The organism is Polaromonas sp. CG_23.6 (assembly GCF_029892315.1).
Lineage (GTDB): Bacteria > Pseudomonadota > Gammaproteobacteria > Burkholderiales > Burkholderiaceae_C > Polaromonas.
Map to the genome: position 1 here is coordinate 1,309,514 of NZ_JARXUY010000001.1, position 26,653 is coordinate 1,336,166.

The 26,653-nt window shown below is 59.8% G+C and carries 31 protein-coding genes; 18 read left to right on the forward strand and 13 right to left on the reverse strand.

Features of this window, described 5'->3' with window-relative positions; all coding sequences use genetic code 11:
- Nucleotides 1-4 precede the first annotated feature (4 nt).
- From H4V98_RS06170 to H4V98_RS06190, 5 genes are all read right to left on the reverse strand, one after another.
- On the reverse strand, nucleotides 5-1,873 hold the full coding sequence (locus H4V98_RS06170; protein ID WP_280757348.1) for a BamA/TamA family outer membrane protein: 1,869 nt from the start codon (nucleotides 1,871-1,873) through the stop codon (nucleotides 5-7).
- A 155-nt stretch (nucleotides 1,874-2,028) separates the two neighbouring features.
- Nucleotides 2,029-3,252 (reverse strand): VWA domain-containing protein, encoded by a 1,224-nt coding sequence (locus H4V98_RS06175; RefSeq protein WP_196863062.1) that lies wholly within the window; start codon nucleotides 3,250-3,252, stop codon nucleotides 2,029-2,031.
- A gap of 14 nt (nucleotides 3,253-3,266) precedes the next feature.
- A complete protein-coding gene (locus H4V98_RS06180; RefSeq protein WP_196863063.1) occupies nucleotides 3,267-3,866 on the reverse strand; it encodes a GNAT family protein in 600 nt (199 codons plus the stop codon).
- A gap of 104 nt (nucleotides 3,867-3,970) precedes the next feature.
- Nucleotides 3,971-4,204, reverse strand: a complete 234-nt coding sequence (locus H4V98_RS06185; RefSeq protein WP_196863064.1) for a hypothetical protein — start codon at nucleotides 4,202-4,204, stop codon at nucleotides 3,971-3,973.
- A gap of 16 nt (nucleotides 4,205-4,220) precedes the next feature.
- The gene (locus tag H4V98_RS06190) at nucleotides 4,221-5,063 is read right to left on the reverse strand and encodes a MoxR family ATPase (protein ID WP_196863065.1); all 843 of its coding nucleotides are present in this window, start codon (nucleotides 5,061-5,063) and stop codon (nucleotides 4,221-4,223) included.
- A gap of 133 nt (nucleotides 5,064-5,196) precedes the next feature.
- Here H4V98_RS06190 and H4V98_RS06195 point away from each other — a divergent pair, with 133 nt between their 5' ends.
- Nucleotides 5,197-5,874 (forward strand): c-type cytochrome, encoded by a 678-nt coding sequence (locus tag H4V98_RS06195; protein WP_196863066.1) that lies wholly within the window; start codon nucleotides 5,197-5,199, stop codon nucleotides 5,872-5,874.
- An 89-nt stretch (nucleotides 5,875-5,963) separates the two neighbouring features.
- On the opposite strand, the gene H4V98_RS06200 is transcribed toward H4V98_RS06195, so the two are convergent.
- On the reverse strand, nucleotides 5,964-6,398 hold the full coding sequence (locus H4V98_RS06200; RefSeq protein WP_196863067.1) for a DUF1841 family protein: 435 nt from the start codon (nucleotides 6,396-6,398) through the stop codon (nucleotides 5,964-5,966).
- 195 nt (nucleotides 6,399-6,593) lie between these two features.
- Here H4V98_RS06200 and H4V98_RS06205 point away from each other — a divergent pair, with 195 nt between their 5' ends.
- Nucleotides 6,594-6,815 (forward strand): hypothetical protein, encoded by a 222-nt coding sequence (locus H4V98_RS06205; RefSeq protein WP_196863068.1) that lies wholly within the window; start codon nucleotides 6,594-6,596, stop codon nucleotides 6,813-6,815.
- A 51-nt stretch (nucleotides 6,816-6,866) separates the two neighbouring features.
- On the opposite strand, the gene H4V98_RS06210 is transcribed toward H4V98_RS06205, so the two are convergent.
- A complete protein-coding gene (locus H4V98_RS06210) occupies nucleotides 6,867-7,703 on the reverse strand; it encodes an IclR family transcriptional regulator C-terminal domain-containing protein (protein WP_196863069.1) in 837 nt (278 codons plus the stop codon).
- A gap of 137 nt (nucleotides 7,704-7,840) precedes the next feature.
- On the opposite strand from H4V98_RS06210, the gene H4V98_RS06215 reads away from it, so the two are divergent.
- The 5 genes from H4V98_RS06215 (at nucleotide 7,841) to H4V98_RS06235 (ending at nucleotide 12,382) form a co-directional block, all read left to right on the forward strand.
- Nucleotides 7,841-8,560: a 3-oxoacid CoA-transferase subunit A gene (locus H4V98_RS06215; RefSeq protein WP_196863070.1), complete on the forward strand. Its 720-nt coding sequence runs from the start codon at nucleotides 7,841-7,843 to the stop codon at nucleotides 8,558-8,560.
- Between the two features lie 9 nt (nucleotides 8,561-8,569).
- Nucleotides 8,570-9,223 carry a 3-oxoacid CoA-transferase subunit B gene (locus tag H4V98_RS06220; RefSeq protein ID WP_196863071.1) on the forward strand — a complete coding sequence of 218 codons (654 nt, stop codon included), beginning with the start codon at nucleotides 8,570-8,572 and terminating at the stop codon, nucleotides 9,221-9,223.
- A 55-nt stretch (nucleotides 9,224-9,278) separates the two neighbouring features.
- On the forward strand, nucleotides 9,279-10,481 hold the full coding sequence (pcaF, locus tag H4V98_RS06225) for a 3-oxoadipyl-CoA thiolase (protein WP_196863120.1): 1,203 nt from the start codon (nucleotides 9,279-9,281) through the stop codon (nucleotides 10,479-10,481).
- A gap of 5 nt (nucleotides 10,482-10,486) precedes the next feature.
- Nucleotides 10,487-11,221 carry an SDR family oxidoreductase gene (locus H4V98_RS06230; RefSeq protein ID WP_196863072.1) on the forward strand — a complete coding sequence of 245 codons (735 nt, stop codon included), beginning with the start codon at nucleotides 10,487-10,489 and terminating at the stop codon, nucleotides 11,219-11,221.
- 141 nt (nucleotides 11,222-11,362) lie between these two features.
- A complete protein-coding gene (locus H4V98_RS06235) occupies nucleotides 11,363-12,382 on the forward strand; it encodes a tripartite tricarboxylate transporter substrate binding protein (protein ID WP_196863073.1) in 1,020 nt (339 codons plus the stop codon).
- 80 nt (nucleotides 12,383-12,462) lie between these two features.
- Here the strand turns inward: H4V98_RS06235 and H4V98_RS06240 are convergent, their stop codons facing one another.
- Nucleotides 12,463-13,104, reverse strand: coding sequence for a trimeric intracellular cation channel family protein (locus H4V98_RS06240; RefSeq protein WP_196863121.1), 642 nt, complete (start codon nucleotides 13,102-13,104; stop codon nucleotides 12,463-12,465).
- Nucleotides 13,105-13,214: 110 nt separating this feature from the next.
- On the opposite strand from H4V98_RS06240, the gene H4V98_RS06245 reads away from it, so the two are divergent.
- Nucleotides 13,215-13,970, forward strand: a complete 756-nt coding sequence (locus H4V98_RS06245; protein ID WP_196863074.1) for a sulfite exporter TauE/SafE family protein — start codon at nucleotides 13,215-13,217, stop codon at nucleotides 13,968-13,970.
- Between the two features lie 55 nt (nucleotides 13,971-14,025).
- Here H4V98_RS06245 and H4V98_RS06250 read toward each other — a convergent pair whose 3' ends face one another.
- Together H4V98_RS06250 and kefC are read right to left on the reverse strand one after the other, a co-directional pair.
- On the reverse strand, nucleotides 14,026-14,970 hold the full coding sequence (locus H4V98_RS06250) for a delta(1)-pyrroline-2-carboxylate reductase family protein (RefSeq protein ID WP_196863075.1): 945 nt from the start codon (nucleotides 14,968-14,970) through the stop codon (nucleotides 14,026-14,028).
- Between the two features lie 101 nt (nucleotides 14,971-15,071).
- The gene (kefC, locus tag H4V98_RS06255) at nucleotides 15,072-16,910 is read right to left on the reverse strand and encodes a glutathione-regulated potassium-efflux system protein KefC (RefSeq protein WP_196863076.1); all 1,839 of its coding nucleotides are present in this window, start codon (nucleotides 16,908-16,910) and stop codon (nucleotides 15,072-15,074) included.
- A 206-nt stretch (nucleotides 16,911-17,116) separates the two neighbouring features.
- Here kefC and H4V98_RS06260 point away from each other — a divergent pair, with 206 nt between their 5' ends.
- A complete protein-coding gene (locus H4V98_RS06260) occupies nucleotides 17,117-17,572 on the forward strand; it encodes a MaoC family dehydratase (RefSeq protein ID WP_196863077.1) in 456 nt (151 codons plus the stop codon).
- 25 nt (nucleotides 17,573-17,597) lie between these two features.
- Here H4V98_RS06260 and H4V98_RS06265 read toward each other — a convergent pair whose 3' ends face one another.
- Together H4V98_RS06265 and H4V98_RS06270 are read right to left on the reverse strand one after the other, a co-directional pair.
- Nucleotides 17,598-18,077: a tRNA (cytidine(34)-2'-O)-methyltransferase gene (locus H4V98_RS06265; protein ID WP_196863078.1), complete on the reverse strand. Its 480-nt coding sequence runs from the start codon at nucleotides 18,075-18,077 to the stop codon at nucleotides 17,598-17,600.
- Nucleotides 18,078-18,179: 102 nt separating this feature from the next.
- Nucleotides 18,180-18,824, reverse strand: coding sequence for a ComF family protein (locus H4V98_RS06270; protein ID WP_348535219.1), 645 nt, complete (start codon nucleotides 18,822-18,824; stop codon nucleotides 18,180-18,182).
- 157 nt (nucleotides 18,825-18,981) lie between these two features.
- Between H4V98_RS06270 and H4V98_RS06275 the strand changes: the two genes are divergently transcribed.
- The 8 genes from H4V98_RS06275 (at nucleotide 18,982) to H4V98_RS06310 (ending at nucleotide 25,512) form a co-directional block, all read left to right on the forward strand.
- A complete protein-coding gene (locus H4V98_RS06275; protein ID WP_196863079.1) occupies nucleotides 18,982-19,884 on the forward strand; it encodes a methyltransferase domain-containing protein in 903 nt (300 codons plus the stop codon).
- Between the two features lie 194 nt (nucleotides 19,885-20,078).
- A complete protein-coding gene (locus H4V98_RS06280) occupies nucleotides 20,079-20,573 on the forward strand; it encodes a DUF2244 domain-containing protein (protein ID WP_196863123.1) in 495 nt (164 codons plus the stop codon).
- Between the two features lie 132 nt (nucleotides 20,574-20,705).
- Entirely contained in the window at nucleotides 20,706-21,893 is a 1,188-nt protein-coding gene (gene coxB / locus H4V98_RS06285; RefSeq protein ID WP_196863080.1) for a cytochrome c oxidase subunit II, read from the forward strand.
- Between the two features lie 94 nt (nucleotides 21,894-21,987).
- On the forward strand, nucleotides 21,988-23,622 hold the full coding sequence (ctaD, locus tag H4V98_RS06290) for a cytochrome c oxidase subunit I (RefSeq protein ID WP_196863081.1): 1,635 nt from the start codon (nucleotides 21,988-21,990) through the stop codon (nucleotides 23,620-23,622).
- A 17-nt stretch (nucleotides 23,623-23,639) separates the two neighbouring features.
- Nucleotides 23,640-23,750, forward strand: a complete 111-nt coding sequence (locus H4V98_RS06295; protein WP_231374682.1) for a cytochrome oxidase small assembly protein — start codon at nucleotides 23,640-23,642, stop codon at nucleotides 23,748-23,750.
- Between the two features lie 33 nt (nucleotides 23,751-23,783).
- Entirely contained in the window at nucleotides 23,784-24,362 is a 579-nt protein-coding gene (locus H4V98_RS06300) for a cytochrome c oxidase assembly protein (RefSeq protein WP_196863082.1), read from the forward strand.
- A 2-nt stretch (nucleotides 24,363-24,364) separates the two neighbouring features.
- A complete protein-coding gene (locus tag H4V98_RS06305) occupies nucleotides 24,365-24,571 on the forward strand; it encodes a DUF2970 domain-containing protein (RefSeq protein ID WP_196863083.1) in 207 nt (68 codons plus the stop codon).
- A gap of 56 nt (nucleotides 24,572-24,627) precedes the next feature.
- On the forward strand, nucleotides 24,628-25,512 hold the full coding sequence (locus tag H4V98_RS06310) for a cytochrome c oxidase subunit 3 (protein ID WP_196863084.1): 885 nt from the start codon (nucleotides 24,628-24,630) through the stop codon (nucleotides 25,510-25,512).
- A gap of 90 nt (nucleotides 25,513-25,602) precedes the next feature.
- On the opposite strand, the gene H4V98_RS06315 is transcribed toward H4V98_RS06310, so the two are convergent.
- Entirely contained in the window at nucleotides 25,603-25,824 is a 222-nt protein-coding gene (locus tag H4V98_RS06315) for a twin transmembrane helix small protein (protein ID WP_196863085.1), read from the reverse strand.
- An 18-nt stretch (nucleotides 25,825-25,842) separates the two neighbouring features.
- On the opposite strand from H4V98_RS06315, the gene H4V98_RS06320 reads away from it, so the two are divergent.
- Nucleotides 25,843-26,589, forward strand: a complete 747-nt coding sequence (locus tag H4V98_RS06320) for an SURF1 family protein (protein WP_196863086.1) — start codon at nucleotides 25,843-25,845, stop codon at nucleotides 26,587-26,589.
- The last annotated feature ends 64 nt before the right edge of the window (nucleotides 26,590-26,653 follow it).

The window sequence follows — 26,653 nt, forward strand, 5'->3', positions numbered from 1 at the left end:
ACCATCAGAAAACGAAGCCGACGCTGATATGCAAGCGTGCCTGCTTGACCTTCAGGCCATAGGCCAGGTCAATCTGCAGGGGACCGATCGGGCTTTTCCATCGCAGGCCGGTTCCGACGCCGAAGGACGGCCGCAGGTCTTGCGGCTTGTCAGCCACTGCGCCGGCGTCGACGAACACCGTGTGTTCGAATTCGTTGGATTGGCCACGAAGGGTGATGGGACGCTGCCACTCGACACTGCCAATGGCCAGGTACCGGCCGGGACCAATCACGCCGTTGGCCAGCGCAATGCCGATGTCGCGGTAGCCATAGCCCCGCACCGTGTTGTCGCCTCCGGTGCGAAACAGCTGGGTGGCCGGAATATTCGCCGTGTCCTTGGCGAGTACTGCGCCGGCTTCGGCGCGCATCGCAATCCGGCCGTTTTCCAGGGGCTTGATCCCCAGCCAGCGGCCGACTGTGCGGGTAAAGGGCTGGCGGTCCTGGCCCAATGTGGTGCCGGCTCCCAGTTCAACGCCCAAGGCATAGCCACGGCTGGGAAAAGGCAGGCTGTCAAAGTACCGACCGGTCCAGACGTAATTGGCCGTCAGTGCCGAGCCGTCGCCGGTAGCAGCCGCTGAATTGCCCAGAAGCCCCGCGCCTTGCACGTTGGCCCGGTCGTATTGAAGATAAATATTGCGGTCAATCCGGTCGCCAACTTGCGATCGGCCAAATCGCAGGCGCTGCGCCTGAGTGATCAACTCGTTGTCATTGATCCGCTCGGCACGCGCCAGGACGCCCCAGCGCCAGTTGGCTTCGTCTGGAATGGAGGTCCATTCGGTCTGGACAAACGGCGAATTTTTCTCCAGCTGGAGCTTGGTCACAGCGCGCCAGTCAGTGCCGGGTACCCGGAGATGCGTGTGCTCCACCGAGGCGCGTGGCCCGCTGTCGGTGGTCACGCCAACGCCAAGAATGATTTTTTGAAGCTTTGCTTCACGCACCTGTACTTGCACGGGAACCGCCAGCGGGTCGTTGTCGGGATTGATGAAAACATAGGCCGAGTCAAAGTAGCCACTGGACGCCAGTCGCAACTGTGCCTGGACCAGCCGGTTCAGGTCGTAGACCTCGCCCTCATTCAACCGCGCCAGGCGGGGCACCAGCACCGGAGCGAAACGCTCGACGCCGCTGACCTGCATCGGGCCCAACCGGTACAGCGGGCCGGAATCCAGATCCACCCGCAAACTGGCCGTGTGGCTCGGAGCGTCCACGTCGGCCAGGCTTCCCGCTAACTTGCCCGCTGGATAGCGGCGGGCGACCAGCTGACGTAAAGCCTGGGTCTTGGCGCTGCTCCAGGCGTCCTGGGTGAAAGACTGGCCTGTTGGCAAGCGCCAGTCGCGCTGAATTTCAGTGCGTTGCGCCATCGCGTCGGCGTCAGATGATTCGGCAATCTCACCGGCAAAGGTTATGGCCACCGGGCCGATGGTCGTGGCTTGACCCGGCTCGACTGCGACCACGATGACGGCTCGCTCATCAGCACTGCCTTCGCGCGTGATGCGGATTTCGGGGCTGAAGTAGCCCAACGTGCCCACCAGATTGCGCACATTGCGTTCGGCCAGCACGATCAGGCGCGCCAACTCGGCAGCGTCCAGATCGGTGACGGCGCGGTAGCGCTGCAGTTCAAGGTGCTTTTCGAGCATTTCACGAACTTCTGACGGCGCGCGAACCACTATGTCAAAAGCAGTCACTTCGGGCTCGGCGCTGGTCGGGCCGACAGCGCCTTGCGGTGTATTTTCGGGTTCGACTTGTTCGGGCGGAGGTTCAGGCGCGGGTGCTGTTTGCTGGACGCTGGAAGGGGGTGTGGAAATAGACGATATCGACGGATCTGCTGGCGGAGCCACAGACGCGGCCGTTTGTGCATTGGCCGCCGAAACGATAAACAACGCTGTCAGTGCAAAAGAGGAGAGCGCAGAACGGGCAGAGGTTGGAAATGTACCAAAGGCTGTCCGCAGGCAGTGGGTACTGTTGTGAATCACGGCGCCAGTTTACTTTGACATTATTTCGAAAGCAGCCGAATGGCTTCTTCAAGCCCTTTCAGGGTCAGGGGATACATGCGCTGGCCCATCAGCTGCTGGATCACGCTGATGCTCTGGCGGTATTGCCAGATGCCCTGCGGCTCGGGGTTGATCCAGGCAAATTTTGGAAACGCGTTGGTGAGCCGCTGCAGCCATTCGGCGCCGGCTTCCTCGTTGTTGTATTCGACGCTGCCGCCCGCCTGCAGGATTTCGTAGGGACTCATGGTCGCATCGCCGACAAAGATCAGTTTGTAGTCCTTGTTGTACTTGCGGATGATGTCCCAGGTCGGAAACTTCTCGGCAAAACGGCGGCGGTTGTTCTTCCACATGAAGTCATACACGCAGTTGTGGAAGTAATAGAACTCCAGGTGCTTGAACTCGGCCTTGACAGCGGAAAACATTTCTTCAACACGGTGGATGTGGTCGTCCATGGTGCCGCCCACGTCCATCAGCAGCAGCACCTTCACGTTGTTGTGGCGCTCGGGCACCATCTTGATGTCGAGCCAGCCCGCATTGGCGGCGGTCGAGCGGATGGTGTCGTCCAGGTCCAGCTCTTCCTGGTTGCCCTGTCGGGCGAACTTGCGCAGTCGACGCAAAGCAACCTTGATATTGCGCGTGCCGAGTTCCTGCGTGTCGTCGTAATCCTTGTAGGCGCGCTGGTCCCACACCTTGACCGCGCTGCGGTTTCGGCTTTTTTCCTGGCCGATGCGAATGCCTTGCGGGTTGAAGCCGTTGGCGCCAAAGGGAGAGGTGCCGCCGGTGCCAATCCATTTGCTGCCGCCCTCGTGGCGCTCTTTTTGCTCTTCAAAACGCTTTTTCAACGTTTCCATCAGCTCGTCCCAACCCATTTTTTCAATCTTCGCCTTGTCCTCGGGGCTGAGTTCGAGCTCCAGGTTCTTGCGCAGCCATTCGAGCGGAATGTCCTTGGTGAAGTCGGCCACCATTTCCACGCCCTTGAAATAGCTGGCAAAGGCGCGATCAAACTTGTCGTAGTGTTTTTCGTCCTTCACCAGGACCGTGCGGCTCAGGTAATAGAAGTCGTCAATCTTGTAAGCGCCTTCGCTGATGTCGCCATCGAGGCCGTCAGCCTGGCCGCTGTTGGGACCGACCACGCCGGCCTGCAACGCTTCGAGCAGCATCAGGAATTCCTTGACGGAAACCGGCAGCTTGGCCGAACGCAAGGTGTAGAAAAAATCGATCAGCATGGTGTATTTAACAATCAGTCGCGGGGTTTGCCAAGTTGATGCAACAGGTGCACCTTGACCGTGGGCCACTCACTGGCAATGATGCTGAACACAACCGTGTCGCGCAGCGTGCCATTGGGCGAGATTTGGTGGTTGCGCAGTACGCCGTCTTGTTTGGCGCCCAGTCGGGCAATGGCTGCCCGACTGTCGAAATTGAACCAGTGGGTGCGGAATTCCACCGCAATGCAGTTCAGTTTCTCAAATGCGTGCTTCAGCAAAAGCAGCTTGGCCTCGGTGTTCAATCCGGTGCGCTGAACGCTTTTGCTGTACCAGGTGTGGCCAATTTCCAGCCGGCGATTTTTAGGGTCGACATTGAAGAAACGGGTGGCGCCGACAATTTTCCCGTCCGGCTTGCGGCGCACGACGAACGGCATGGCGCCGGATGCATCGCGCATTTTCAGGGCGTCGTTCATGTAGTTGATCACGGCGTCAGGGCTGGCAATTGCGGTGTACCAGAGCTTCCAGAGTTCGCCGTCCCTGGCTGCATCCAGCAGTTCGGACTCGTGCCTGCTTTCCAGCGGCTCCAGGATCACCCACTCGTGGCCTGTCAGGGTAATGGGTTCAATGAATCGCATTCAGTGTGCATCCTTTTGCCAGGCGATTGTTTTGCTCACCAACCGACAGATATTGAACAAGGCTGACTTGCCATGAACAGGGCGGGGACGTCATGTTCACGAGGTCACTGGTTTTCATCGCGTTTTCTTGCCAGTGTGCAACGCCAGCGCCGCGCGAGCTGCAGACCCAGACCTCCGCCCAGCCCGACCAGCAAGATGGCGCCAATGGTGCGGTTGCCGTAGCCCGGCGCAAAGATCTCCAGTCCCAGCAGATGACCGGCCCAGAAACCCAGCAGCGCGCCGCCCAGAAAACCAATGGCATCTGACACGCCTTCTATCCACAACGACCGCTGGTTCATGCCGTAGCTTTCGGGATTAACGGTTGTTGCGCTGCATGAACACCAGCTTTTCAAACAAAGTCACGTCCTGTTCATTTTTGAGCAGTGCGCCGATCAGCGGTGGCACGGCAACCTTCTGGTCGGTGCTTTGCAGCGCTTCAAGCGAAATGTCTTCGGCCACCAGCAACTTGAGCCAGTCGAGCAGTTCGCTGGTGGACGGTTTCTTTTTCAGGCCGGGCAGGTTGCGTACGTCGTAAAACGTTTTCATCGCTGCGGCAAGCAGTTCTTTCTTGAGCGTCGGGAAGTGCACGTCCACGATTTGCTTCATGGTGTCGGCATCGGGGAACTTGATGTAGTGAAAAAAGCAACGGCGCAAAAAAGCGTCCGGCAATTCCTTTTCATTGTTCGACGTGATGAACACCAGCGGCCGGTGTTTGGCCTTGATCAGCTCGCGCGTTTCATAGACGTAAAACTCCATGCGGTCGATTTCGCGCAAAAGGTCGTTCGGGAACTCGATGTCGGCTTTGTCGATTTCATCAATCAGCAGGGCCACCGGCTCGTCGGCGGTAAACGCCTGCCACAGCACACCCTTGACAATGTAGTTGTGGATGTCCTTGACCTTTTCGTCGCCGAGTTGCGAATCGCGCAGGCGAGACACAGCGTCGTATTCATACAGGCCCTGCTGTGCCTTGGTGGTGGACTTGATGTGCCACTGGAGCAGCGGAAGGTTCAGGGCCTGGGCCACTTCCTCGGCCAGCATGGTCTTGCCAGTGCCCGGCTCGCCTTTCACCAGCAGTGGCCGGGTCAGCGTCGATGCGGCATTCACCGCGAGCATCAGGTCGGGCGTGGCGACGTAGTTTTTTGAGCCTTGAAATTTCATGGGTTTTGCGATGAACGTATTGACATGGATGGGGTGTTCGGTGAGATTATCGGCAACGGTCTGGATGCAGACAGGCCCAGATATAATCCACCGTTGTTTAAACGATGACTTTTCACCGGATTGTGCGCGCAAAATGAATAAGCTGTTCACCTCGATAATTGCCTTGGCCCTCTCTTCAGTGACGGTCGCGAGCTTTGCCCAGGACATCAAGGGCGATGCCAACGCCGGCCAAACCAAGAACGCGATGTGCATTGGTTGCCACGGTATCAAGGGCTATCAGGCCTCCTTTCCCGAGGTTTACAAAGTGCCCATGATCTCGGGCCAGAGTGCCGCCTATCTCTCTTCTGCGCTGTATGAGTACAAAAAAGGCAGCCGCAAGCACCCCACCATGCGCGCCATTACTGCCACCCTGACGGACCAGGACATTGCCGACCTGTCAGCCTATTACAGTGTGCATGGCCTGGTAGCCGATGCCCAGTTGCCTGACAAGCCCGCCAAAGAGGCCGGCGCAGAAGTTCAGGCGTTGCTGAACAAGGCCAATTGCGCCTCCTGCCACGGCGCCAATTTCAACAAGCCCATCGATCCTTCCTACCCCAAGATTGCTGGCCAGCATGCCGACTATTTGTACGTGGCGCTGAAGGCCTACAAGTCAGACAACGGCACCAATCCCAACGCCAAGGTTGGCCGCGCCCATCCCATCATGGGTGTCATGGCCAAGCAGTACACCAATGCCGAACTCAAGGCCATGGCCAGCTACCTGTCCTCTGTGCCAGGTGACCTGAAAGTGGTTCCCGAGAGCCGTTTTCGCTGATTTGGCGAACCCGCCAGTACGTTAAAAAGCCGCTGAACAAGCGGCTTTTTTTATGGGTGTGTGGCAAACCGGCAATGGCCTGCCCGTAATCAGTCTCGCGTGGCGTGTCGCTGGACACACTCGATATAGGCGGCGCCATCGGGCGGACGGCCTGAACGCTGGCTTTCCCAAACCATGCTGCCCAGACATTCCATGGTTTCATGGTGCGCTGCATGCAGGGAATCGCGCCGGGCTGTCAGCAGCTCGACCGCCTGTCGAATGCCGCGGGGCTGGTCAATGGAGCATTGCTCGCTGATCGAAAGGTGCATCGACAAATGCAGGAAGGGATTGGTTTTGCCGCCTTCCACGTCATACGTTTTTTCCAGCGCTGCGTCTGCGTCCTTGAAGTCCGCGTGGTATTCGGGATGCTCGTCCATCCATTGACTTGCTATGGTTTCGATAGCTTCCAGTGGTTGAACAGTCAACGATTTGGCATAAACAGAGCAAAAAAACCGGCGAACATCGGCTTGGGAGGGCGTAAACATGGCCGTAGCGTATCACGGGGTCTTTTTCCGTGAATTTGCGGGTTTTTCCTGCGCTGAAGTTACCGGTCCATTGGAAATTTACCGCTGGTAACGTCCTACAGACAAATTCAGTGCAAGTCCTTACATTACTCGAAGGGTGGCGCAGTTCCGGGGCGGTACCGCCTAAAGAACCACAAGCCCGGCAAGGAAATTTCGATGAACGCAGCACGCATTGCAGGCATTATTTTGATCGTGGCCGGTTTGGCCGGATTTTTTACCGGTGGTTTCAGTTTCAGTCAGGACACGACCGCTGCAAAAATCGGTACCATGGAACTGACCGTCACCGAAAAGAAAGCCGTCAACATTCCCCAGTGGCTCAGCCTTGGCGCCATCGTCCTGGGTGCCGTTGTCCTGGTGATGGGGTCGCGTAAATCCTGAGTCAGGTTTCCTTTTTCAAACGGGCTTGCGCTCCCTGTTTTGCGCAAGCTGTCAGCTGCGCTGCAAGCTGAGTCTTTGGGAGATGCTCCGCGCTGTTCCCAGTAGTGCGGGCAGCATGGTGTCCTGCATGACCCTCGTGCTGGTCCGGTTGGCCTGGCCACTGATATTGAGCGCGGCCACCGTCTGGCCGTTTCGGTCGGTGATCGCTGCCGCCATCGACACCAGACCCTCTTCCAGTTCCTGATTGACCAGTGACCAGCCCTGCTTGCGAACCAGCGCGATTTTGGCGGCCAACTCGTCGAGGTCGGTCACCGTGTAGCGGGTACGGGCGCTGCGTTCCGACGCCTGCAGCACCCGCGTCATTTGATCCGGCGGTAAGGCCGACAGCAACATGCGGCCCATCGAGGTGCAGTAAGCCGGCAGCCGCGAACCGACGCCCAGGCCGATGCTCATGATCTTGTGGGTCGATACGCGCATGACATAAACAATGTCGGTGCCGTCCAGCACCGCTGCCGAACACGATTCCTTCACCTGGCCAGCCAGCGTTTCCATCAGCGGCTCGGCCAGGTTCCAGATCGGCAGCGACGACAGGTAAGCAAAGCCCAGGTCCAGCATGCGCGCTGTCAGGCGAAACAGCTTGCCGTCGCTTTCAACATACCCCAGCGTTTGCAGCGTCAGCAAGATGCGCCGTGCGCCGGCGCGCGTCAGGCCGGTTCGCCCCGCCACTTCGGACAGCGTTTGCCGGGGCGACTGCGCACTGAAGGAGCGGATCACCTCCAGGCCGCGTGCAAAAGACTGCACATAGCTGTCGCCGGGGGCGGGTGACGTGCGCTTTGTCGCAAACGAGACAACCGTGCTGGCAAAGGGTGGGGTTGTGGTGGTTGCCATCGCGGTTTAAATCTCCTAGAATTCATTATACGAACAATTGTTCTTATTGCGAACAAATTAAATCAAGGTTCGCTTTGTCGTTTCATGGCGTTTGCCATGACGTTGCCAAATATTCCTGAATTTTGGAGCCCCCCTCAATGATCAACAAGATTGCCCTGTCGGTGGCCGATGCCCTGGCCGATGTCAAAGACGGCTCGACAGTATTGATTGGCGGCTTCGGCACGGCCGGCAACCCGACCGAACTGATTGACGGCCTGATTGCGCAGGGCGCCAAAGACCTGACCGTTGTCAACAACAACGCCGGCAATGGCGAGGCCGGGCTGGCCGCCTTGCTCAAGGCCGGGCGCGTGCGCAAGATCATCTGCAGCTTTCCGCGCCAGGTCGACAGCCATGTGTTCGATGGCCTGTACCGCAGCGGCCGCATCGAGCTCGAACTGGTGGCGCAAGGCAATCTGGCCGAACGCATTCGTGCAGCGGGTGCCGGCATTGGCGCCTTTTTCTGCCCGACCGCCTACGGAACCGAATTGGCCAAGGGCAAGGAAACGCGCGAGATCAACGGCAAGCATTACGTGCTCGAATACCCGATTTATGGCGATGTGGCGCTGATCAAGGCCGAGCAGGGTGACCGCTGGGGCAACCTGACCTACCGCATGTCGGCGCGCAATTTCGGACCGGTCATGGCGATGGCGTCACGCTACACGGTGGCCACCGTGCATGAGACCGTCGAACTCGGCGCGCTCGACCCCGAAGCCATCGTGACGCCGGGCATTCATGTCAGGCATGTGGTGCGCATCGCGCGTGTCGCCACCCAGGCCGGCGGCATAAAAATAAGTGCCAAATTGGCCTCTGGCGCATAAGGAGAAAGCATGAGTAGCTATCAAAAAAGAAGCAAAGACGAGTTGGCCAAACGCGTGGCGCTGGACATTCATGACGGCGCTTGTGTCAACCTTGGCATCGGCATGCCGACGCTGGTGGCCAACCACATTCCGGCCGGCCGCGAGGTCATCCTGCAGAGCGAAAACGGCATTCTCGGCATGGGGCCGGCGCCTGCTGCGGGCCATGAAGATTACGACCTCATCAACGCCAGCAAGCAGCCCGTCACGCTGCTGCCGGGCGGCGCTTATTTTCACCATGCCGACAGCTTCGCGATGATGCGCGGCGGCCACATTGACATCTGCGTGCTGGGCGCGTTTCAGGTGTCCAGCACAGGCGACCTGGCCAACTGGAGCACCGGCGAGCCGGGCGCGATTCCGGCTGTGGGCGGCGCGATGGACCTGGCCATCGGTGCCCGGCAAACCTGGGTCATGATGGATTTGCTGACCAAACAAGGCGAAAGCAAGGTGGTGGCGCAGTGCAGTTATCCGCTGACCGGCATCGGCTGCGTCAAGCGCATTTACACCGAACTGGCCACCTTGCAATGCACACCGCAGGGATTGCAACTCATCGACAGGGTCGATGGGCTGGCGCATGCCGAACTTGAAAAGCTGGTGGGCCTGCCGATTCTGGCAATCGCCGCCTGAGCTGACAACCCTTTTCACTGTACCGACCTTTCATCAGGAGACAAGCCAAATGACCATGAACCAAGCCTTCATCTGCGACGCCATCCGTACCCCCTTTGGCCGCTACGGCGGTGCCTTGAGCAGCATCCGCACCGACGACCTGGGCGCAATTCCCATCCGGGCGCTGATGGCGCGCAACCCGAACGTCGACTGGCAGGCCGTGACCGACGTGATCTACGGCTGCGCCAACCAGGCCGGCGAGGACAACCGCAACGTCGCCCGCATGTCCAGCCTGCTGGCCGGCTTGCCGGTTGAAGTGCCGGGCGCCACCCTGAACCGCCTGTGCGGCTCCAGCCTGGACGCGCTGGGAACTGCCGCGCGCGCCATCAAGTCCGGCGAAGCGGGTTTGATGATTGCCGGCGGCGTTGAAAGCATGAGCCGCGCACCGTTCGTCATGCCCAAGGCCGAAAGCGCTTTTTCCCGCGCCAATACCGTGTACGACACGACCATCGGCTGGCGTTTTGTCAACAAGCTGATGAAAGCGCAATACGGCATCGATTCCATGCCCGAAACCGCCGAGAACGTCGCCACCGAGTTCGGCATTGAGCGCGAAGCCCAGGACCGCATGGCCATGAACAGCCAGCTCCGGGCCGTGGCCGCGCAAAAGGCCGGCCACCTGGCACGCGAAATCGTGCCGGTGAGTGTGGCGCAGCGCAAGGGCGACCCGGTCATCGTCAGCCAGGACGAACACCCGCGCGAGACCAGCCTCGAAGCGCTGGCCAGGCTCAAGGGCGTGGTGCGCCCCGACGGCAGCGTGACCGCCGGCAATGCGTCGGGCGTGAACGATGGCGCCTGCGCCCTGCTGCTGGCCGATGAAGCCACCGCCGCCAAAAACGGCCTGGTGCCGCGTGCCCGCGTGGTCGGCATGGCAACAGCCGGCGTGGCGCCGCGCATCATGGGCTTTGGGCCAACGCCTGCGACGCTCAAGGTGCTGGCGCTGACCGGATTGACCCTTGACCAGATCGACGTGATCGAACTCAACGAAGCCTTTGCCGCGCAGGGCCTGGCCGTGCTGCGCGCCTTGGGCCTGCAAGACGACGACGCCCGGGTCAACGCCTGGGGTGGCGCGATTGCGCTGGGCCATCCACTGGGCGCCAGCGGTGCGCGCCTGGCCACCACCGCGGTCAATCGCCTGCATGCCACGGGCGGGCGCTATGCGCTGTGCACCATGTGCATCGGCGTGGGGCAGGGCATTGCCGTGATCCTGGAAAAGGTTTGAACACCATGCGTGCAGCCACGGATGACGTCACGGTCGTCACCGGCGCCAGCTCGGGCATTGGCCGCGCCATTGCCGAAGCCCTGCTGGCCCAGGGCTGCACGGTGGTCAACCTTGACTACGTGATGCCGGACTGGAGTCATCCGCAACTGAAGTCCTACCAGGTCGACCTGACGCAAGAAGCGCCCACGCGCGAGCGCGCCGCCGAGATTGCTGCCCTTCACAACGTCACCGCGCTGGTCAACAATGCCGGTGCCACGCGACCCGGCACCATCGACTCGGCGACGACGGCCGCGCTCGACGACGTGGTCGGCTTGCACCTGCGTGCGCCCATGCTGCTGACGCAGGCCTTTTTGCCGAGCTTGCGCGCCTGCGGCCACGGCCGCATCGTCAACATGTCGTCGCGCGCTGCGCTCGGCAAAGGGGACCGCATCGTGTATTCGGCCACCAAGGCCGGGATGATCGGCATGACGCGCACGCTGGCGATGGAACTCGGCCGCGACGGCATCACCGTCAATGCCATCGGCCCGGGACCGATTGCCACCGAGCTGTTCCGCAAGAGCAACCCCGAGGGTGCGCCGCAGACGCAGCGCATCCTGGACAGCATTGCCGTGGGCCGCATGGGCACGGCGGGCGACGTGGCGCGCGCGGCGATGTTCTTTTTGTCGCCCGACAACGGTTTTGTCACCGGGCAGGTGCTGTACGTCTGCGGCGGCACCACGCTGGGCACGGCGCCCCTCTGATTTTGCTACTGAATTAATAGCTGAAAGCGTATATGCATCATGCGCAAATGGTCAATTTGACTAAAAATTTGTTTATTGGCCTGAGCCAATGCGTTCCAGCCACCAACTTTCCACCAATCCCATTTATCGAGGACTCTTTCAATGTCGCATTTATCTGATTTCACCCAATCTTCACGCCGTCAGTTCAGCCTTGGCGCGCTGGCGTCTGCGGCTTTGCTGGGCGCCGGCCTGCTGGCTGCTGTGCCCGCAGCGGCGCAGGCGGCCTACCCGAACAAGACCGTCACCATCATCGTGCCGTTTGCGGCCGGTGGCACCACCGACATCCTGGCGCGCATCGTCGCCCAGGGCTTGACGGCCGAACTCGGCCAGACCGTCATCGTTGACAACCGCGCCGGCGCGGGCGGCAACATCGGCGCCCAGGCGGCGTCCCGGGCGGCAGCGGACGGCTACACGCTGTTCATGGGAACGGTCGGCACGCATGCCATCAATGCGGCGCTGTACAAAAAGATGCCCTTCGATCCGGTCAAGGACTTTGCGCCCCTGACCCGCGTGGCCAATGTGCCCAACCTGCTGGTCGCCAACCCGAAGCAGCCCTTCAAGACCGTCAAGGAACTGATTGCCTATGCCAAGGCGAATCCAGGCCAGGTGAACTTTGCATCGGCGGGCAACGGCAGTTCCATCCACCTGTCGGGCGAGTTGTTCAAGTCAATGACCAACGTCGACATGCAGCACGTTCCCTACAAGGGCAGCGCGCCGGCCGTGACCGATTTGCTGGGCAACCAGGTCGGCATCATGTTTGACAACATGCCCTCGGCGATCCAGCATGTGCGTTCGGGCAAGCTGCGCGCCATTGCCGTCACCACGGCCAAGCGTTCGCCGGAATTGCCTGACGTGCCGACCATCGCCGAAGCCGGCGTGCCCGGCTATGAAGCAACGTCGTGGTTCGGCATGTTTGTGCCGGCTGCCACGCCGCCCGCCGTCATCACCACGCTCAACGCGGCCATCGTCAAGGTGCTGGCCAAGCCGGACGTCAAAAAGCAGATCAATGACCAGGGCGCCGAGGTCCACACCGAAACGCCGGCGCAGTTTGCCGACTTTATCCAGAAGGAGTCGCTCAAGTGGAGCAAGGTGGTGAAGGATTCAGGCGCCAGCATGGACTGAACGGTGGTTGCAGCGCTCGTGCCGCTTGGGCCCGGTGCGCTGCTTGACCGCAGCCTGGATGCCACCGGAACCGCATCGCTTCAGACCTGCCAGGCGGGCAGTTCCCAGTTGCGCCAAAGTGCCACTAGGCGCAGCCCGGCGGTCACGGCGACGCAGGCCACCAGCGCCAGCCAGCCGGGCGCGTCGAGCATCTCCAGGCCCACATAGGCCCAGCCGCCGGCAAAGGCGCAGACGGCATACGGCCGGTGGTCCCTGAATGCGGTGGGCACTTCATTGCAGACCATGTCGCGCAGCACGCCACCGAACACGCCGGTGGTCAGACCCATCAGCACCGCCACCAGCATCGGCATTTGCGCATCCAGCGCCAGATGAACGCCAGTTGCCGTGAACAGGCCCAGCCCCAGCGCGTCAGGCCACTGGATGGACTTTTCAGTCACTTCAAAATGGTGCTGGCGCAAGAACAGCATCGCCAGCACGCACAGCGCCATCACGCCCCACAGCAGTTCGACATGCAGGACCCAGAAAAACGGCCGCTGGTCGAGCAGCAGGTCGCGCAGTGTGCCGCCGCCAAAGGCCGCCAGAAAGGCGACCACGCACACGCCGACGGCATCGAGCTTTTTGCGCGCCGCTTCCAGCAGGCCCGACACGGCAAAAGCGGCCGTGCCCGCCAGTTCGACCAGCAGGCGCAGCGTTTCTCCCCAGGATTGAATGTCCACCAGCATGCGGCCATTGTCGTGCGTCCAGCACTTGCCATGCGGCAGGTAATATGGAAGATTTTTGTTCTTGCCATCCCCGCCTTGCCACACGATGCGGGCCAGAAAGACCTGCCGCCGTGGACTTCCCGCTGATCACCGACCCCTTCTTTTACGCCGTTGCCGTGCCGGCCGTGCTGCTGCTGGGCATCAGCAAAAGCGGCTTTGGCGCCGGCTTTGGTTCGCTGGCGGTGCCCATGATGGCGCTGGCCATCACCGTGCCGCAGGCCGCGGCGATCCTGATGCCGCTGCTGCTGCTCATGGACCTGCTCGGCATCGCCGCTTTCCGCAAGGATTTTGATTTCCAGCTCCTGAAGTTTCTGGTGCCTTTTGGGCTGGCGGGAACGGTGGTGGGCGCACTGCTGTTCCGGGTGCTTGATGCCCAGACGGTCGCGGCCCTCGTGGGCGCTTTCACGCTGCTGTTCCTGGCGCAGCGCCTGCTGTTTCCGCCCCGGCCTGACAGTGCGCCGCCGCCAAAATGGCTGGGCGCGCTGCTGACCATCACCTCGGGATTCACCAGTTTTGTCGCCCATGCCGGCGGCCCGCCGATCAGCGCCTATGTCATTCCACTGCGCCTGAGCCCGGTCAAGTTCACCGCCACCATGGCGTTTTTCTTCTTTGTCATCAACCTGTCCAAGTGGATTCCCTACGCCTGGCTGGGCTTGCTCGACTGGCGCAACATGGCGACCTCGCTGGTGCTGCTGCCGCTGGCGCCTGTTGGCGTGTGGGTCGGCGTGCGCATGGCCCGAACCATCAGCCCGCTGTGGTTTTACCGGATTTTGTATGGCGGCATGTTTTTGACGGGGGTCAAGCTGCTGTGGGACGGATTTCATTAGGCGCCGCTGATTTATCAGGGCAGCAAGCGGGAAACGGCAGAAAACCCGCTGGTTTTCAGGCGGACGGGTCGGCCATGCAGCGGGCAGCGGCCAGGTCCCAGCCGCCCCAGCCGCAGCTTTTGAAAAACACCGGGCCGCTGGCCAGCCGGCCGGCCTGACGCGTCCAGGCTGGGGTATTGCTCACCACGTCGGCCAGTGTCGGCAGGGCGGTCACGTCGATGCCTGCCTGCAGCAGGTCGCCGGCTTCATGGTCGGCGTCGCGGGTATCGACCACCAGCGTGCCTTGTGTGGCCAGACGGCGGCAAATTTCGGCATCCCACTCAACCATCGCAGGCGTGAAGGCGCCCACGGCTGCAACAAACGCATCCGGCCGCGGCATGGCGCGCAAGACGACCTGCTGGGCCGGCGTGGTGCTGACGACCAGCGGGCAGTCGGCCATGGCGGCATCGGCGTCATCGACCCGCCGGGCGCGCAGGCCCAGTGTCCGGGCGTGTTGCACCAGCGCATCCGCACTGGCCGGGTTGCGCGAAGCCACCCACACTTCCTGCAGGCCCAGGCCGGCTTGAAAGGCCTCCAGGTGAGAGCGCCCCTGCACGCCCGCCCCGACGATCAGCAAAGGACCGTCGGGGCGCCTGGCCAGCTTTTGCGCGGCCAGCAGCGACACGGCCGCCGTGCGGCGCGCGGTCACGGTCGGGCCATCCAGAATCGCCATCCGTCTGCCGGTCACCACGTCGAACACCACGATGTCGCCCTGGATGCTGGGCAAGCCGCGGCTGGCGTTGCCCGGCGTGAAGGTGATGAGCTTGGTGATGGCAACGCGGGCGTCGGTTGCCGGCATGACGAACAGGCTGCCACCACCCGGCAATGGCTGCACGATGCGCGCCGGAACGACCACAGCCGGGTCGCGCAGCACGGCTTCAATCTGCCGCGCCAACGCCGGGTAGGGCAAGGCAAGGGCGGTTTCGGCAGCGCTCAGAACAGTCGGGGTCGGGTGGGTCATGGGCGAATCCTTGGAGTTTTACAGGGCAGGCAGCGGCTACGTTGTGAAATTATGCTATTTAAATAATAGCTGATTACGTCCACCAGTATTGCGCAAGAAGCCTATTTGATTACTATTTCAGCCCGCGCATCCTGCGCCTGCCGCACCAGTTGCTCGCGCTCCAGCTTCATCTGCGCTTCGAGCTGCATGCGCCCCTGTTTGGCCACGGCGATGAACTGCTCGCGGTCGTTGCGGTGCGGGTACATCTGCTCGAACAGCGCCAGGTTGTGCTGGCGAAAGCGTTCGGCGGCCTGCTGTGCGGCAGGGGCTGGCTGGCCCAGCAGTTCGAGCACGGTGCGGGCGCTGCGCAGGCTGGAGTCGAACAGTTCGCGCTCGACGCGCATCACGCCCCGGTCGCGCAACGCGTTCCAGTGCGGCACGTCCCGGGCGCGGGCGACGATTTGCAACTGCGGAAAATGCGCATGGACGATATCGACGATTTTCAGCGACTGCTCCACGTTGTCCACCGACAGCACCAGGATTTTGGCCTGCGCCGCGCCCGCCGTGCGCAGCAGGTCCAGCCGCGTGGCGTCACCGTAGAACACGCGGTAGCCAAAGGTGCGAATGGTCTCGATCATGTCGGCATCATGGTCCAGCACCGTCGCCGAAATGCCCTGCGCCAGCAGCATGCGGCCGACGATCTGGCCGTAGCGGCCAAAGCCGGCAATGATGACCGGCGCTTCCTGCGGCTCGGAGATTTCTTCAAGCGTTGGTTTCTTGCCCTTGGCATAGCGCGGCAGCAGCAGCTTGTCGATGGCCACCAGCAGCAGTGGACTGATGAGCATCGACAGCGCCACGGCGCCAATCAGCAGCGAGGCAGTTTCCGAAGAAAACACCCGGGCGCCGGCCGCCGCCTGGAACACCACGAAGGCAAATTCGCCGCCCTGCGCCAGCAGCAGCGCAAACACCGGCCGCTCCTGCCAAGGCAGCTTCATCGCCGTCGCCAGAGCGTAGATGGCGAGCAGTTTCAGGCCCAGAAAGCCGGCCAGGATGGCGAGCATCTGGCCCGGAAATTTCCACAGCACGCCAAAGTCGATGCTCATGCCGACGGCGATGAAAAACAGGCCCAGCAGCAAGGCCTTGAATGGCTCGATGTCGGTTTGCAACTCGCGCCGGTATTCACTTTCCGCCAGCAGCACACCGGCCAGAAAAGCCCCCAGCGCCATTGAAAGCCCGACCAGTTGCATAAGGGCGGCAATGCCGACCACCAGCAGCAGCGACGCAGCGGTGAAGATTTCGGGTGTGCCGCTGTTGGCGATCCAGCGCAGCACCGGGCGCAGCAGCAACCGGCCGCCGAGGATGATACCGGCAATGACCGCTATGATTTTCAGAGCTTCAAGCGCCCGGTGCGGTTGCGCCAGCGCCTCATTTGACCCCTCAATCGTCGCCAGCAGCGGCATCAGCGCCAAAATCGGGATGGCCGCCACGTCCTGGAACAGCAGGATCGAAAACCCAGCTTGCCCGCTGGAGGTGCGCATCAGGTTGCGTTCATGGATCGATTGCAAAGCAATGGCCGTGGATGACAGCGCCAGCCCCAGGCCGGCCACCAGCGCGGTCTGCCAGGCAATGCCAAACGCCATCGCCGTGCCGGTCAGCAGCGCCGCGCAGCTCAGCATCTGGGCGCTGCCCCAGCCAAAGATGGGGCGGCGCAGGCTCCACAGCCGCTTGGGCTCCAGCTCCATGCCGATCAGGAAAAGCATCAACACCACGCCGAATTCGGCAAAATGAAGGATGTCCTGCACATTGGTGACCAGCCCGAGTCCCCACGGCCCGATGGCGATGCCGGCCGCCAGGTAGCCGATGATCGAGCCCAGGCCAAACTTCTTGGCCAGCGGCACGGCGACCACGGCGGCGGACAGGTAGATGAAGCTGTTGATCAGCCAGTCGGGTGCGTGGTTCATTCAGGTCTCACAACTGCAGTGGTGCGGGCCAGTCGCCAGAGCGGGAAATTCTTTCATGAATGGCATGCATCCGGCAACGATAGCGGAAAAGTCGGGCGCCGCTTGCGTCGGAGAAGATTTTTGTCGGCGGTGTTTTTGCAACCGGACTGTCACCCAACCGACACCCGGCCAGCTTGCTGTGCCAGCCATCCGGCTACAGTGGCTTGATGAAAACCTTTCAAACTCTGTCTGACCTGGCCGCCTGCACCGGCCAGGAAGTCGCCGTCAGCGACTGGCTCACCATCACGCAGCAACAGGTCAACCTGTTTGCCGAGGCCACCGGCGACCACCAGTGGATTCATGTCGAACCTGAAAAAGCCGCCGCCGGTCCGTTCGGCACGACGATTGCGCACGGCTTTCTGACGCTGTCGCTGCTGCCGAAGTTTTTTGAGTCGTCGATGGAAATCATCGACTGCCGCATGGGCGTGAACTATGGCCTGAACAAGGTGCGTTTCACGGCGCCCGTGCCGGTTGGCAGCCGTTTGCGCGCCCGGATGACGCTGCTAAGCGCCGAGCCGATCGAGGGAAACGGTTTGCAGATGGCGTGGAACGTGACGGTGGAGCGTGAAGGCGCGGACAAGCCGGTGTGCGTGGCCGAATCGCTGGTGCGGCGCTACCCGTGAAACGACTGGTTTGACGCTGTCGGGCTCAGGCGGGCAGGGCGGCGCCCGCAAAACCGTTTTGCCGCCAGGCCTCGAACACGGTGACCGCCACGCTGTTGGACAGGTTCAGGCTGCGCTGGCCGGCGAGCATCGGCACCTTCAAACGCTGGCCCGGGCCGAATGAGGCGCGTACTTCCGGCGCCAGTCCTTTGGTTTCAGAGCCGAATACCAGCCAGTCGCCCGGCAAAAAATGCGCGCCGTACATCGTGCTTGAGCCTTGCGTGGTCAGGGCAAACAGCCGGTCAGTGAGCGGCTGCTGGCTGGCCAGGAAGGCCGGCCAGCTGGCATGGCGCAGCACCTGGGCGTACTCGTGGTAGTCCAGCCCGGCGCGCCGCATGTGCTTGTCATCCATCGAAAAACCCAGCGGCTCGACCAGGTGCAGCCTGCACCCCGTGTTGGCTGCCAGGCGAATCACGTTGCCGGTGTTGGGCGGAATCTCGGGCTCGACCAGGACGATGTTGAACATGGGTTGACAAGTACAGAAGGGAAAAGGCCGTGTCTTGACGGCGGAGCAATGCCGATCAAGGCGGCAGTGGTGAATGAAGATGTGCTGAACGAAGCGGCGATTCTAGGCGGGCGCCGTGCGCGCCAGCACCACCGCCGTGATCTGCGCCGCGCCGGCATCCCGCAGCGCCTGCGCCGCCGAAAAGAGCGACGCGCCGCTGGTCATCACATCATCCACCAGCACCACGCGCCGGCCGACCAGTTCGCTGGCGCGCAGCGGATCGACCTGGAAAGCGTCCTTGACATTGGCCAGGCGGGCTTCCCGCCCGAGCTGGCTTTGCGGGCGCGTGTGTTTCAGCCGCAGCAGCAGCCGCGTGTCGGCACGAGCCACTGTGCCGGACTGGCGTGCCAGGGCGCTGGCCAGCTCCCACGCCTGGTTGAAGCCGCGCGTTTGCAGCCGCTCGGCCGACAGCGGCAGGGGAAGCAGCCAGTCCTGTGCGCCCAGCTCGCCCAGCGCCTGCGCCACCCCGGGTGTCTGCAGAAGCAGGCCGGCAAAGAAACCAGCCCAGCCAGGCTGCTCGCCAAACTTGTAGCGTGAAATCAGCGCTGACCAGGGATAGGCATAAGGCACAGCGGCCAGCGTCGCATCCGTTGGTGGGCGCTGGCGCATGCAAGCCGCACACAGGCGAAAGGATGTTTGCGGTGGTTCACTTGGCAGCAGCGTGAGCAACGGCAGCGCGCACATCGCGCAGCAGGACTGGCAAGGCATGAAGCGCGCCAGGCAGGGCGGGCATACCTGTGTTGCCGGCCAGCTGTGGCAGACGGCGCATTGGCTGACCGTGCGGGGCATGAATCGGCGAAGGGCAAGCAGGTTTTGTAACACCGTGTCAATATACTCTGGCCGACCTTGTGCCACCATTGCCCCCATGACCACCACCTCGCGTCCCCCCACGCTCGATCCGAACGCCGTCAATCGCTGGCAGCGAACGGCACCGCTGACTTCTCCCTGGCTGCATGAGGAAGTGGCCAGCCGCATGCAGGGCCGGCTGGAGTGGATCAAGCTCAAACCGCAGGCCTGGGCACACTGGGGCGCCTTGCGCGGTGGGCTCAAGGCGCATTCCGAGCTCGCGAAAATTTATCCGGGTTCAGCATGTTTTGTTGCTGAAGCGCAGGAAGGACGGGCACAAGTAGCTATTAAAAACATGGCTAAGCCCTGGTGGAATCCAAGCCAGTGGCGCGCTGCGCCGATGCGTTTCGAGATGCCGCCGCCGGACAGCGTGGACATGCTGTGGGCCAACATGGCGCTGCACGAATCCGCCGATCCGCAGGCATTGCTTGCCCGGTGGCATCGCGCCTTGAAGGTCGATGGATTCCTGATGTTTTCCTGCCTGGGACCCGATACAGCCAGAGAGTTGCGTTCGCTGTACGCCCGCCTGGGCTGGCCACCCGCAGGGCATGAACTGACCGACATGCACGATTGGGGCGACATGCTGGTGCAAACCGGCTTCGCCGAGCCGGTGATGGACATGGAGCGCATCACGCTCACCTATGAAACCCCGCAACGCCTGCTGCAGGAATTGGCCGAACTTGGCCGAAATTTTCATCCCGCCCGGTTTGCCGGCTTGCGCGGCAAGGCATGGAAGGCAAGACTTGAGCGTGAACTGGCAGCGCAATTGACCGGCAGCGACGGCCGGCTGTCGCTGACGTTCGAAGTCATTTATGGACATGCGCTGAAAGCCAAGCCAAAATTCAAGGTAAGTGCGCTGAGCGCAGTGTCGGTTGAAGACATGCGCCGGATGCTGCAGAGTGGTTCAGGCAACTCAGGTTGAGTTATTTGCTTCCTAAGTGTGGCAAATTGTCTTGACGGATTGTGTTTAGGCCTTTGCGGTTTTCCCTAAAAAGGATTGAGTCAGTTTCTGTTTAAATCTGGCCATATACGATCAGGCTTGACTGCTTGTGACACTGTTCAGGTTTGGTTTGCCGTTTTTTGCGGCGCTGTCTTTTGCTTTGTAAGGGTCGTCATATGTTGCACTTAGCCCCGGCTTTTCAATTTTCCCGTGTTTCGGAAAACCATGTTTCCTCCCAAGGGTCGGTCGTGCTTTGGCGCCACAAGCGAAGCAGCCTGATCTCTCCTGCACAGCTCGGATGGTTTTATCTGTCGCTTTGCCTTGCCTGTCTTGGTGCGGCTGCTTTTATGGCGTCACAGAGTGCATCGGCCGTGATGACGTTTGCCTTGCTGGCCATTGGCACCTTATTTGTTGTTTATGCGCGTCATGCAGGCGATACTGAAAAAATATTTTTACAGGATGGGCAACTGGTCGTGGAATCAGAAACCGCTGGCCGGACCGTGCGTGCTGCTTTCAACCGGCAGTGGGTTCGCATCGAGCCCAAGAATGAAGACGGCTCCCTGATCGAAGTGTCGGGCCAAGGCCGGTTGGTGCGGGTAGGTCGCCATGTCCGGCCCGAATTGCGGCCCCTGCTGGCGCGCGAAATACGCTTTGCCTTGCGCGCCTGCTGAACCGTGGCCGGCATGTTGCTGCCTCATTTTCAATTTTGGAAATTTGACCTGTCGCAAACTTTATAATCGCAGGTTAATTCAATCGGTAATTGAAGCGGAAAAAAAGTGATCACGATGAACTTGAGCAACACCATGAGCAAATTGACACGGCTTGGCTTTGAGCATGCCGGCTCAGCAAGCGTTTTTGCAGCAGCCTGGCTGAGCACCGCTGCCTATGCCGTCAACGATCTGCCTGGCGGCCCGGCGGTCAATCAGCTCAATCTTCATCCTGCCGTCACCCGCATCGCCGAAGAGCAGCATTGGCTCCACTGGTTCATGATGATCATCTGCGTGCTGATCTTCGTGGCTGTTTTCGGAGTGATGTTCTATTCCATCCTCAAGCACCGTAAATCGGTCGGACACAAGGCGGCCAATTTCCACGAATCAACCGTTGTGGAGATTGCCTGGACCATCGTTCCTTTCGTCATCGTCATCGGCATGGCCCTGCCCGCCACCAAGGTGCTGGTTGCCCAAAAAGACACCACCAGTGCCGACCTGACCATCAAGGCAACCGGCATCCAGTGGAAATGGGGTTACGACTACATCAAGGGCGAGGGCGAAGGCATCGGCTTTGTCTCGACGCTGGATACCGCGCATCGTCAAATGTCCAACAATGGCGGCCCCAAAGCTGGCGAAGTGGCACCTGACAATTACTTGCTCAAGGTAGACAACCCGCTAGTGGTTCCGGTCGACAAGAAAATCCGCATTATTACCACTGCCAATGACGTGATTCATGCATTTGCCGTGCCCGCCTTTGGCATCAAGCAGGATGCGATTCCCGGCTTTGTTCGCGACACCTGGTTCCGTGCAGAAAAGATTGGCGATTTCTATGGCCAATGCCAGGAACTTTGCGGCAAGGAGCATGCGTACATGCCTATCCACGTCAAGGTAGTGTCTGCTCAGGATTACACCGCCTGGGTTGCCGTCAAGGCCAAGGAGGCTGCTGCCCTGGCTGATGATCCGTCCAAAGTCTGGACGCTGGTTGACCTCAAGGCGCGTGGTGAAAAGGTGTACACCGCCAATTGCGCAGCCTGCCATCAGGCCAACGGCAAGGGCGCCGGTCCCATCAAGCCGCTGGATGGATCGGCCATCGTGATGGATGCTGACCACAACAAGCAAATCCAGATTCTTCTGAACGGCGCTGCCGGTGGTGCCATGCCTTCCTGGAAAGCGCTGAGCGATACCGACCTGGCTGCAGTAGCAAGCTACACCAAGAACAACTGGTCCAACCAGACCGGTCAGATCGTTCAGCCCGCCGAAGTCCAGGCTGCACGCAAGTAACTCCATCACTGATAAATGACGGGCTGTAGAGCGATTCGTTCCCAGCCTTAAAAGACAAAAAAGCTACAGGCACAAGCCACCAAAGGAAGCCAAGATGAGTGCAGTTCTAGACCATCCAGATCACGCGCATGATGACCACGATCACCATGTCCCTACAGGCTGGCGCCGCTGGGTATTTGCCACCAACCACAAGGACATTGGCACGCTTTACCTGCTGTTCAGCTTCACGATGCTGATGTTCGGTGGTGTCCTGGCCCTCCTGATCCGGGCCGAGTTATTCCAGCCCGGCTTGCAGCTTGTGAATCCGGAACTGTTCAACCAGCTCACGACCATGCACGGTCTGATCATGGTGTTTGGCGCCATCATGCCGGCGTTCGTTGGATTTGCAAACTGGATGATTCCATTGCAGATTGGCGCTTCGGACATGGCGTTTGCCCGCATGAACAACTTCAGCTTCTGGCTGATGATTCCGGCGGCCTTGATGCTCACCACGTCCTTCCTGCTGCCAGGCGGCGCGATGGCTGGCGGCTGGACCATGTATGCCCCGCTGTCGCTGCAGATGGGGCCTGCGATGGATGCGGGTATCTTCGCGATTCACCTGTTGGGCGCTTCGTCCATCATGGGTTCGATCAATATCATTGTGACCATCCTGAACATGCGCGCACCCGGCATGACCTTGATGAAAATGCCGATGTTCTGCTGGACCTGGCTGATCACGGCCTACCTGCTGATCGCCGTGATGCCGGTGCTCGCTGGCGCCATCACCATGACGCTGACTGACCGCCATTTCGGCACCAGTTTCTTCAATCCAGGCGGTGGCGGCGATCCGGTAATGTTTCAGCACATCTTCTGGTTCTTCGGCCATCCCGAGGTCTACATCATGATCTTGCCGGCCTTCGGCATCATCAGCCAGATCATTCCAGCGTTCTCACGCAAGCGCCTGTTTGGCTATGCCTCGATGGTGTACGCCACAGGCTCGATCGCCATCCTTAGCTTTGTTGTGTGGGCTCACCACATGTTCACCACCGGCATGCCGATCACCGGACAGCTGTTCTTTATGTACTCGACCATGCTGATCGCCGTGCCGACCGGGGTGAAGGTGTTCAACTGGATCGCCACCATGTGGAAGGGTTCGATGACCTTCGAGACGCCGATGCTGTTTGCGGTCGGCTTCATCTTTGTGTTCACCATTGGCGGTCTGACTGGCGTGATCCTGGCAGTGGCGCCAATTGACACTCAGCTGCAGGACACCTACTACGTGGTTGCCCACTTCCACTATGTGCTGGTGGCTGGATCGCTTTATGCCATGTTTGCCGGTTACTACTACTGGAGCCCCAAGTGGACCGGTGTCATGTACAGCGAACGTCGTGGCCAGATCCATTTCTGGTGGTCGTTGATTTCCTTCAACGTCACATTTTTCCCTATGCATTTTCTGGGCCTTGCCGGTATGCCGCGCCGCTATGCTGACTATCCCATGCAGTTCGCCGACTTCAACGCGATTGCCAGCGTGGGCGCTTTCTTCTTTGGATTTGCACAGGTGTATTTCTTCTTTTTCGTGGTGCTGCCGGCCATGCGTGGCAAAGGCGTGCCAGCCAAGGCAAACCCTTGGCTGGACGAAGGCGGCAAGGGTGCAGAAGGCCTGGAATGGGAAGTTCCGTCGCCTGCACCTTTCCATACTTTCGAAACACCACCGAAGCTTGACGCCACGGCCACTCGCGTAATTGCCTGAAATTGACGAACCATTTCATGAAACCCGAACAGAAAAAAAGCAATCTCCGCCTTGCACTGATCCTGGTATCGGTAGTTATCGTTTTCTTTTTTGGTTTCATGGCCAAGATGATTTTTCTGGGCCGTTAAGCCAGTCAAACTTTTAAATTCTGAAAAATTCCCATGATCAAGCGCGAAAACTTCAACATGCTGAAAAAGTTGGGTGTGATCGTGCTTGGCATGTTTTGCTTCGGTTATGCACTGGTGCCGATCTACAAGGCCATTTGCGAGATGACCGGTATCAACGTGCTGGCCTTGGGTGACAGGCTGATTCCCGGTGCCACTGCCACGCTTCCGGCCAATACGCAGGTTGATCGCACACGCACCATCACAGTGGAGTTCGATGCAAATTCACGTGGACCGTGGCATTTCAAGCCGGCTCAGAGCTCTCTGCAGGTACATCCCGGGGAACTCACAACCGTCATGTACGAATTCCAGAATGTACAAAACCGTACCATGTCGGCTCAGGCCATTCCCAGTTATGCGCCAGCGCAGGCTGGAGCGCATTTCAACAAGCTGGAGTGCTTTTGTTTTAGCCAATACACCCTGGCGCCCGGTGAAAAGAAACAGTGGCCGGTTGCCTTTGTGATTGACACGAAGCTGTCTAAAGATGTGAAAACCATTACTTTGTCCTATACCTTCTTTGAAGTAGGCGGCAAGACGCCCCCGGTTCCAGATGTCACCAAATCGGCTGGTGCCTGAAGATGGCAGAAAAGCCTTCACGCAAGCCGTCGCTTTGGCGGACCATCAAGGCGGTGGCCTGGTCTTTTGTCGGCTTGCGCGCCAAGGGTGACTATGAAGAAGATGTTAAAAATTTAAGCCCGCTTCACATCATTGCTGTCGGGCTTGTCGGTATTTTTGTATTTGTGGCGGTTTTGGTGCTGCTGGTGAACTGGGCGGTTGCGCGCTAGTCACCACGGATAATTAAAAGATCAGAGAAAATTCGAGAGAAAACAGGAGTCGAGCGATGTCAGCAGCAACCCACGGGGCTACCCCTTATTATTTTGTACCCGGACCTTCAAGTCGTCCGGTCATGTCCGCCATCGGCCTGCTTTTTGTGATCGTGGGCGCCAGCCAGTGGATCAATGGCGCCGGCTGGGGTGCTTGGTGCCTGGCTTTTGGCATGTTGATCTGGCTGGGTACCTTGTTTCAGTGGTTTCGCGACTCGATTGCCGAAAGCGAAGGCGGCCTGTATGGACACAGGATCGATTTGTCCTACCGCTGGAGCATGAGTTGGTTCATTTTTTCCGAAGTGATGTTCTTTGGTGCTTTTTTCACGGCGCTTTGGTGGGCGCGAGGTCATGCGATTCCCACCTTGGGAAGCCTTGACAACGCCTTGCTATGGCCTGATTTCAAAGCTGTCTGGCCCAGCCTGGCGGCGGTCGGCGCAACTGCCTCGCCTGCCGACATCGTGGAACCATTTTCGACGGTAGGACCGTTCTGGTTGCCCACGATCAATACTGCGTTGCTCCTCAGCTCGGGCGTTACCTTGACGATTGCCCACCACGCACTGCGTGAAAACCACAGGGGCCGCACGATTGCCTTCATGTGGATGACGGTGCTGCTTGGTATCGTGTTCCTGTGCGTTCAGGGTTATGAATACTTCCATGCCTATTCTGAACTCAACCTGAAAATGAGTTCAGGTATCTATGGCTCGACCTTTTACATGTTGACGGGTTTTCACGGTTTTCACGTTTTCGTCGGCATGCTGATGCTGTTGTTCATCACCTTGCGTTTGCAAAAAGGTCACTTTACCGCTGACAAGCACTTTGGCTTTGAAGGTGCAGCCTGGTACTGGCACTTTGTGGACGTGGTGTGGCTGGGTCTTTATATACTTGTGTACTGGATGTAATCTGCTGGCGGTTCCAACCAGTTGCCATTCAACGCTGGGTTTCTTCAAAAAAAGGCCGCTTGAAGCGGCTTTTTTTATTGCCCTGTCCTGTTATTTTCCTGCCGGAATACCGGTCGGCTGGAGATAACCCAGTTTCCATGAAATCAGAATGCAGACAAATAGAAAGATTGAAAAACCAACGCGAAACGCCAAGGCGCGCGCCATATTGCTGGTTTTTCGTTTGCCGTCAGTCCCGTCCTTCATCATGAAGAAAAGGGCGGCACCCAGGCTGGCGAGAATGGCGATAAATGCCAGTGCAACAAGATAAGTCATGAATCCGATTATCAGCTTATGACATCTGTTTTGCGATCCCGTAATTTCTGGATTCTCACGTTGGCGGCATTGGTTACAGCCGGCGGTACCTTTTCGCTGGGAGAGTGGCAATTGCGCCGTGCAGCCCAAAAGGAGGCCGTCCAAACCGCAATCAATGACAAAAACAGCCTCTCTGCGCTGGATGGACGGTCACTTTTAGCTACCAAAAATATAGCGGATGAAATTTACCGCCAAGCTGTACTTCAGGGTGTCTGGCAAGCGGCGAATACGGTTTACCTTGACAACAGACCGATGGATGGACGAAGTGGTTTCTGGGTCATGACACCACTGGTGCTTGAAGGCACCGGCCAGGCGATTTTGGTGCAGCGCGGATGGGCTCCTCGTGACTTCGCCGATCGTTCCCGTTTGCCACCTGTGACCACTCCCGAAGGCGTGGTCACGGTCCAGGGCCGGATTGCCCCGCCAACCTCCAAGCTTTATGAATTCAAAGGTGCCGATACGGGGCCGATACGGCAAAATCTTGACATGGCGGCTTTCCGGACAGAAACCGGTTTGCCGCTGTTCGAACAGGCATCCCTGCTGCAGACCGGTGCTCCCAGTGAAGGGTTGCTGCGCGAATGGGCTGCTCCCAATCTGGGGGTCGACAAGCACTATGGCTATGCCTTCCAATGGTTTGGCTTGTGCGTGTTGGTGGTTGTTTTGTATGGCTGGTATCAGATCTTTCTTCCTTTTCGTGCTTCCTTGCGCGCCCAACGTGGCGATTAACTGGCTCCAAGTACCGTGACAAAAGATTCCCCTGACGCTTCCTCCTTGCCTTCTGCTTCCACAG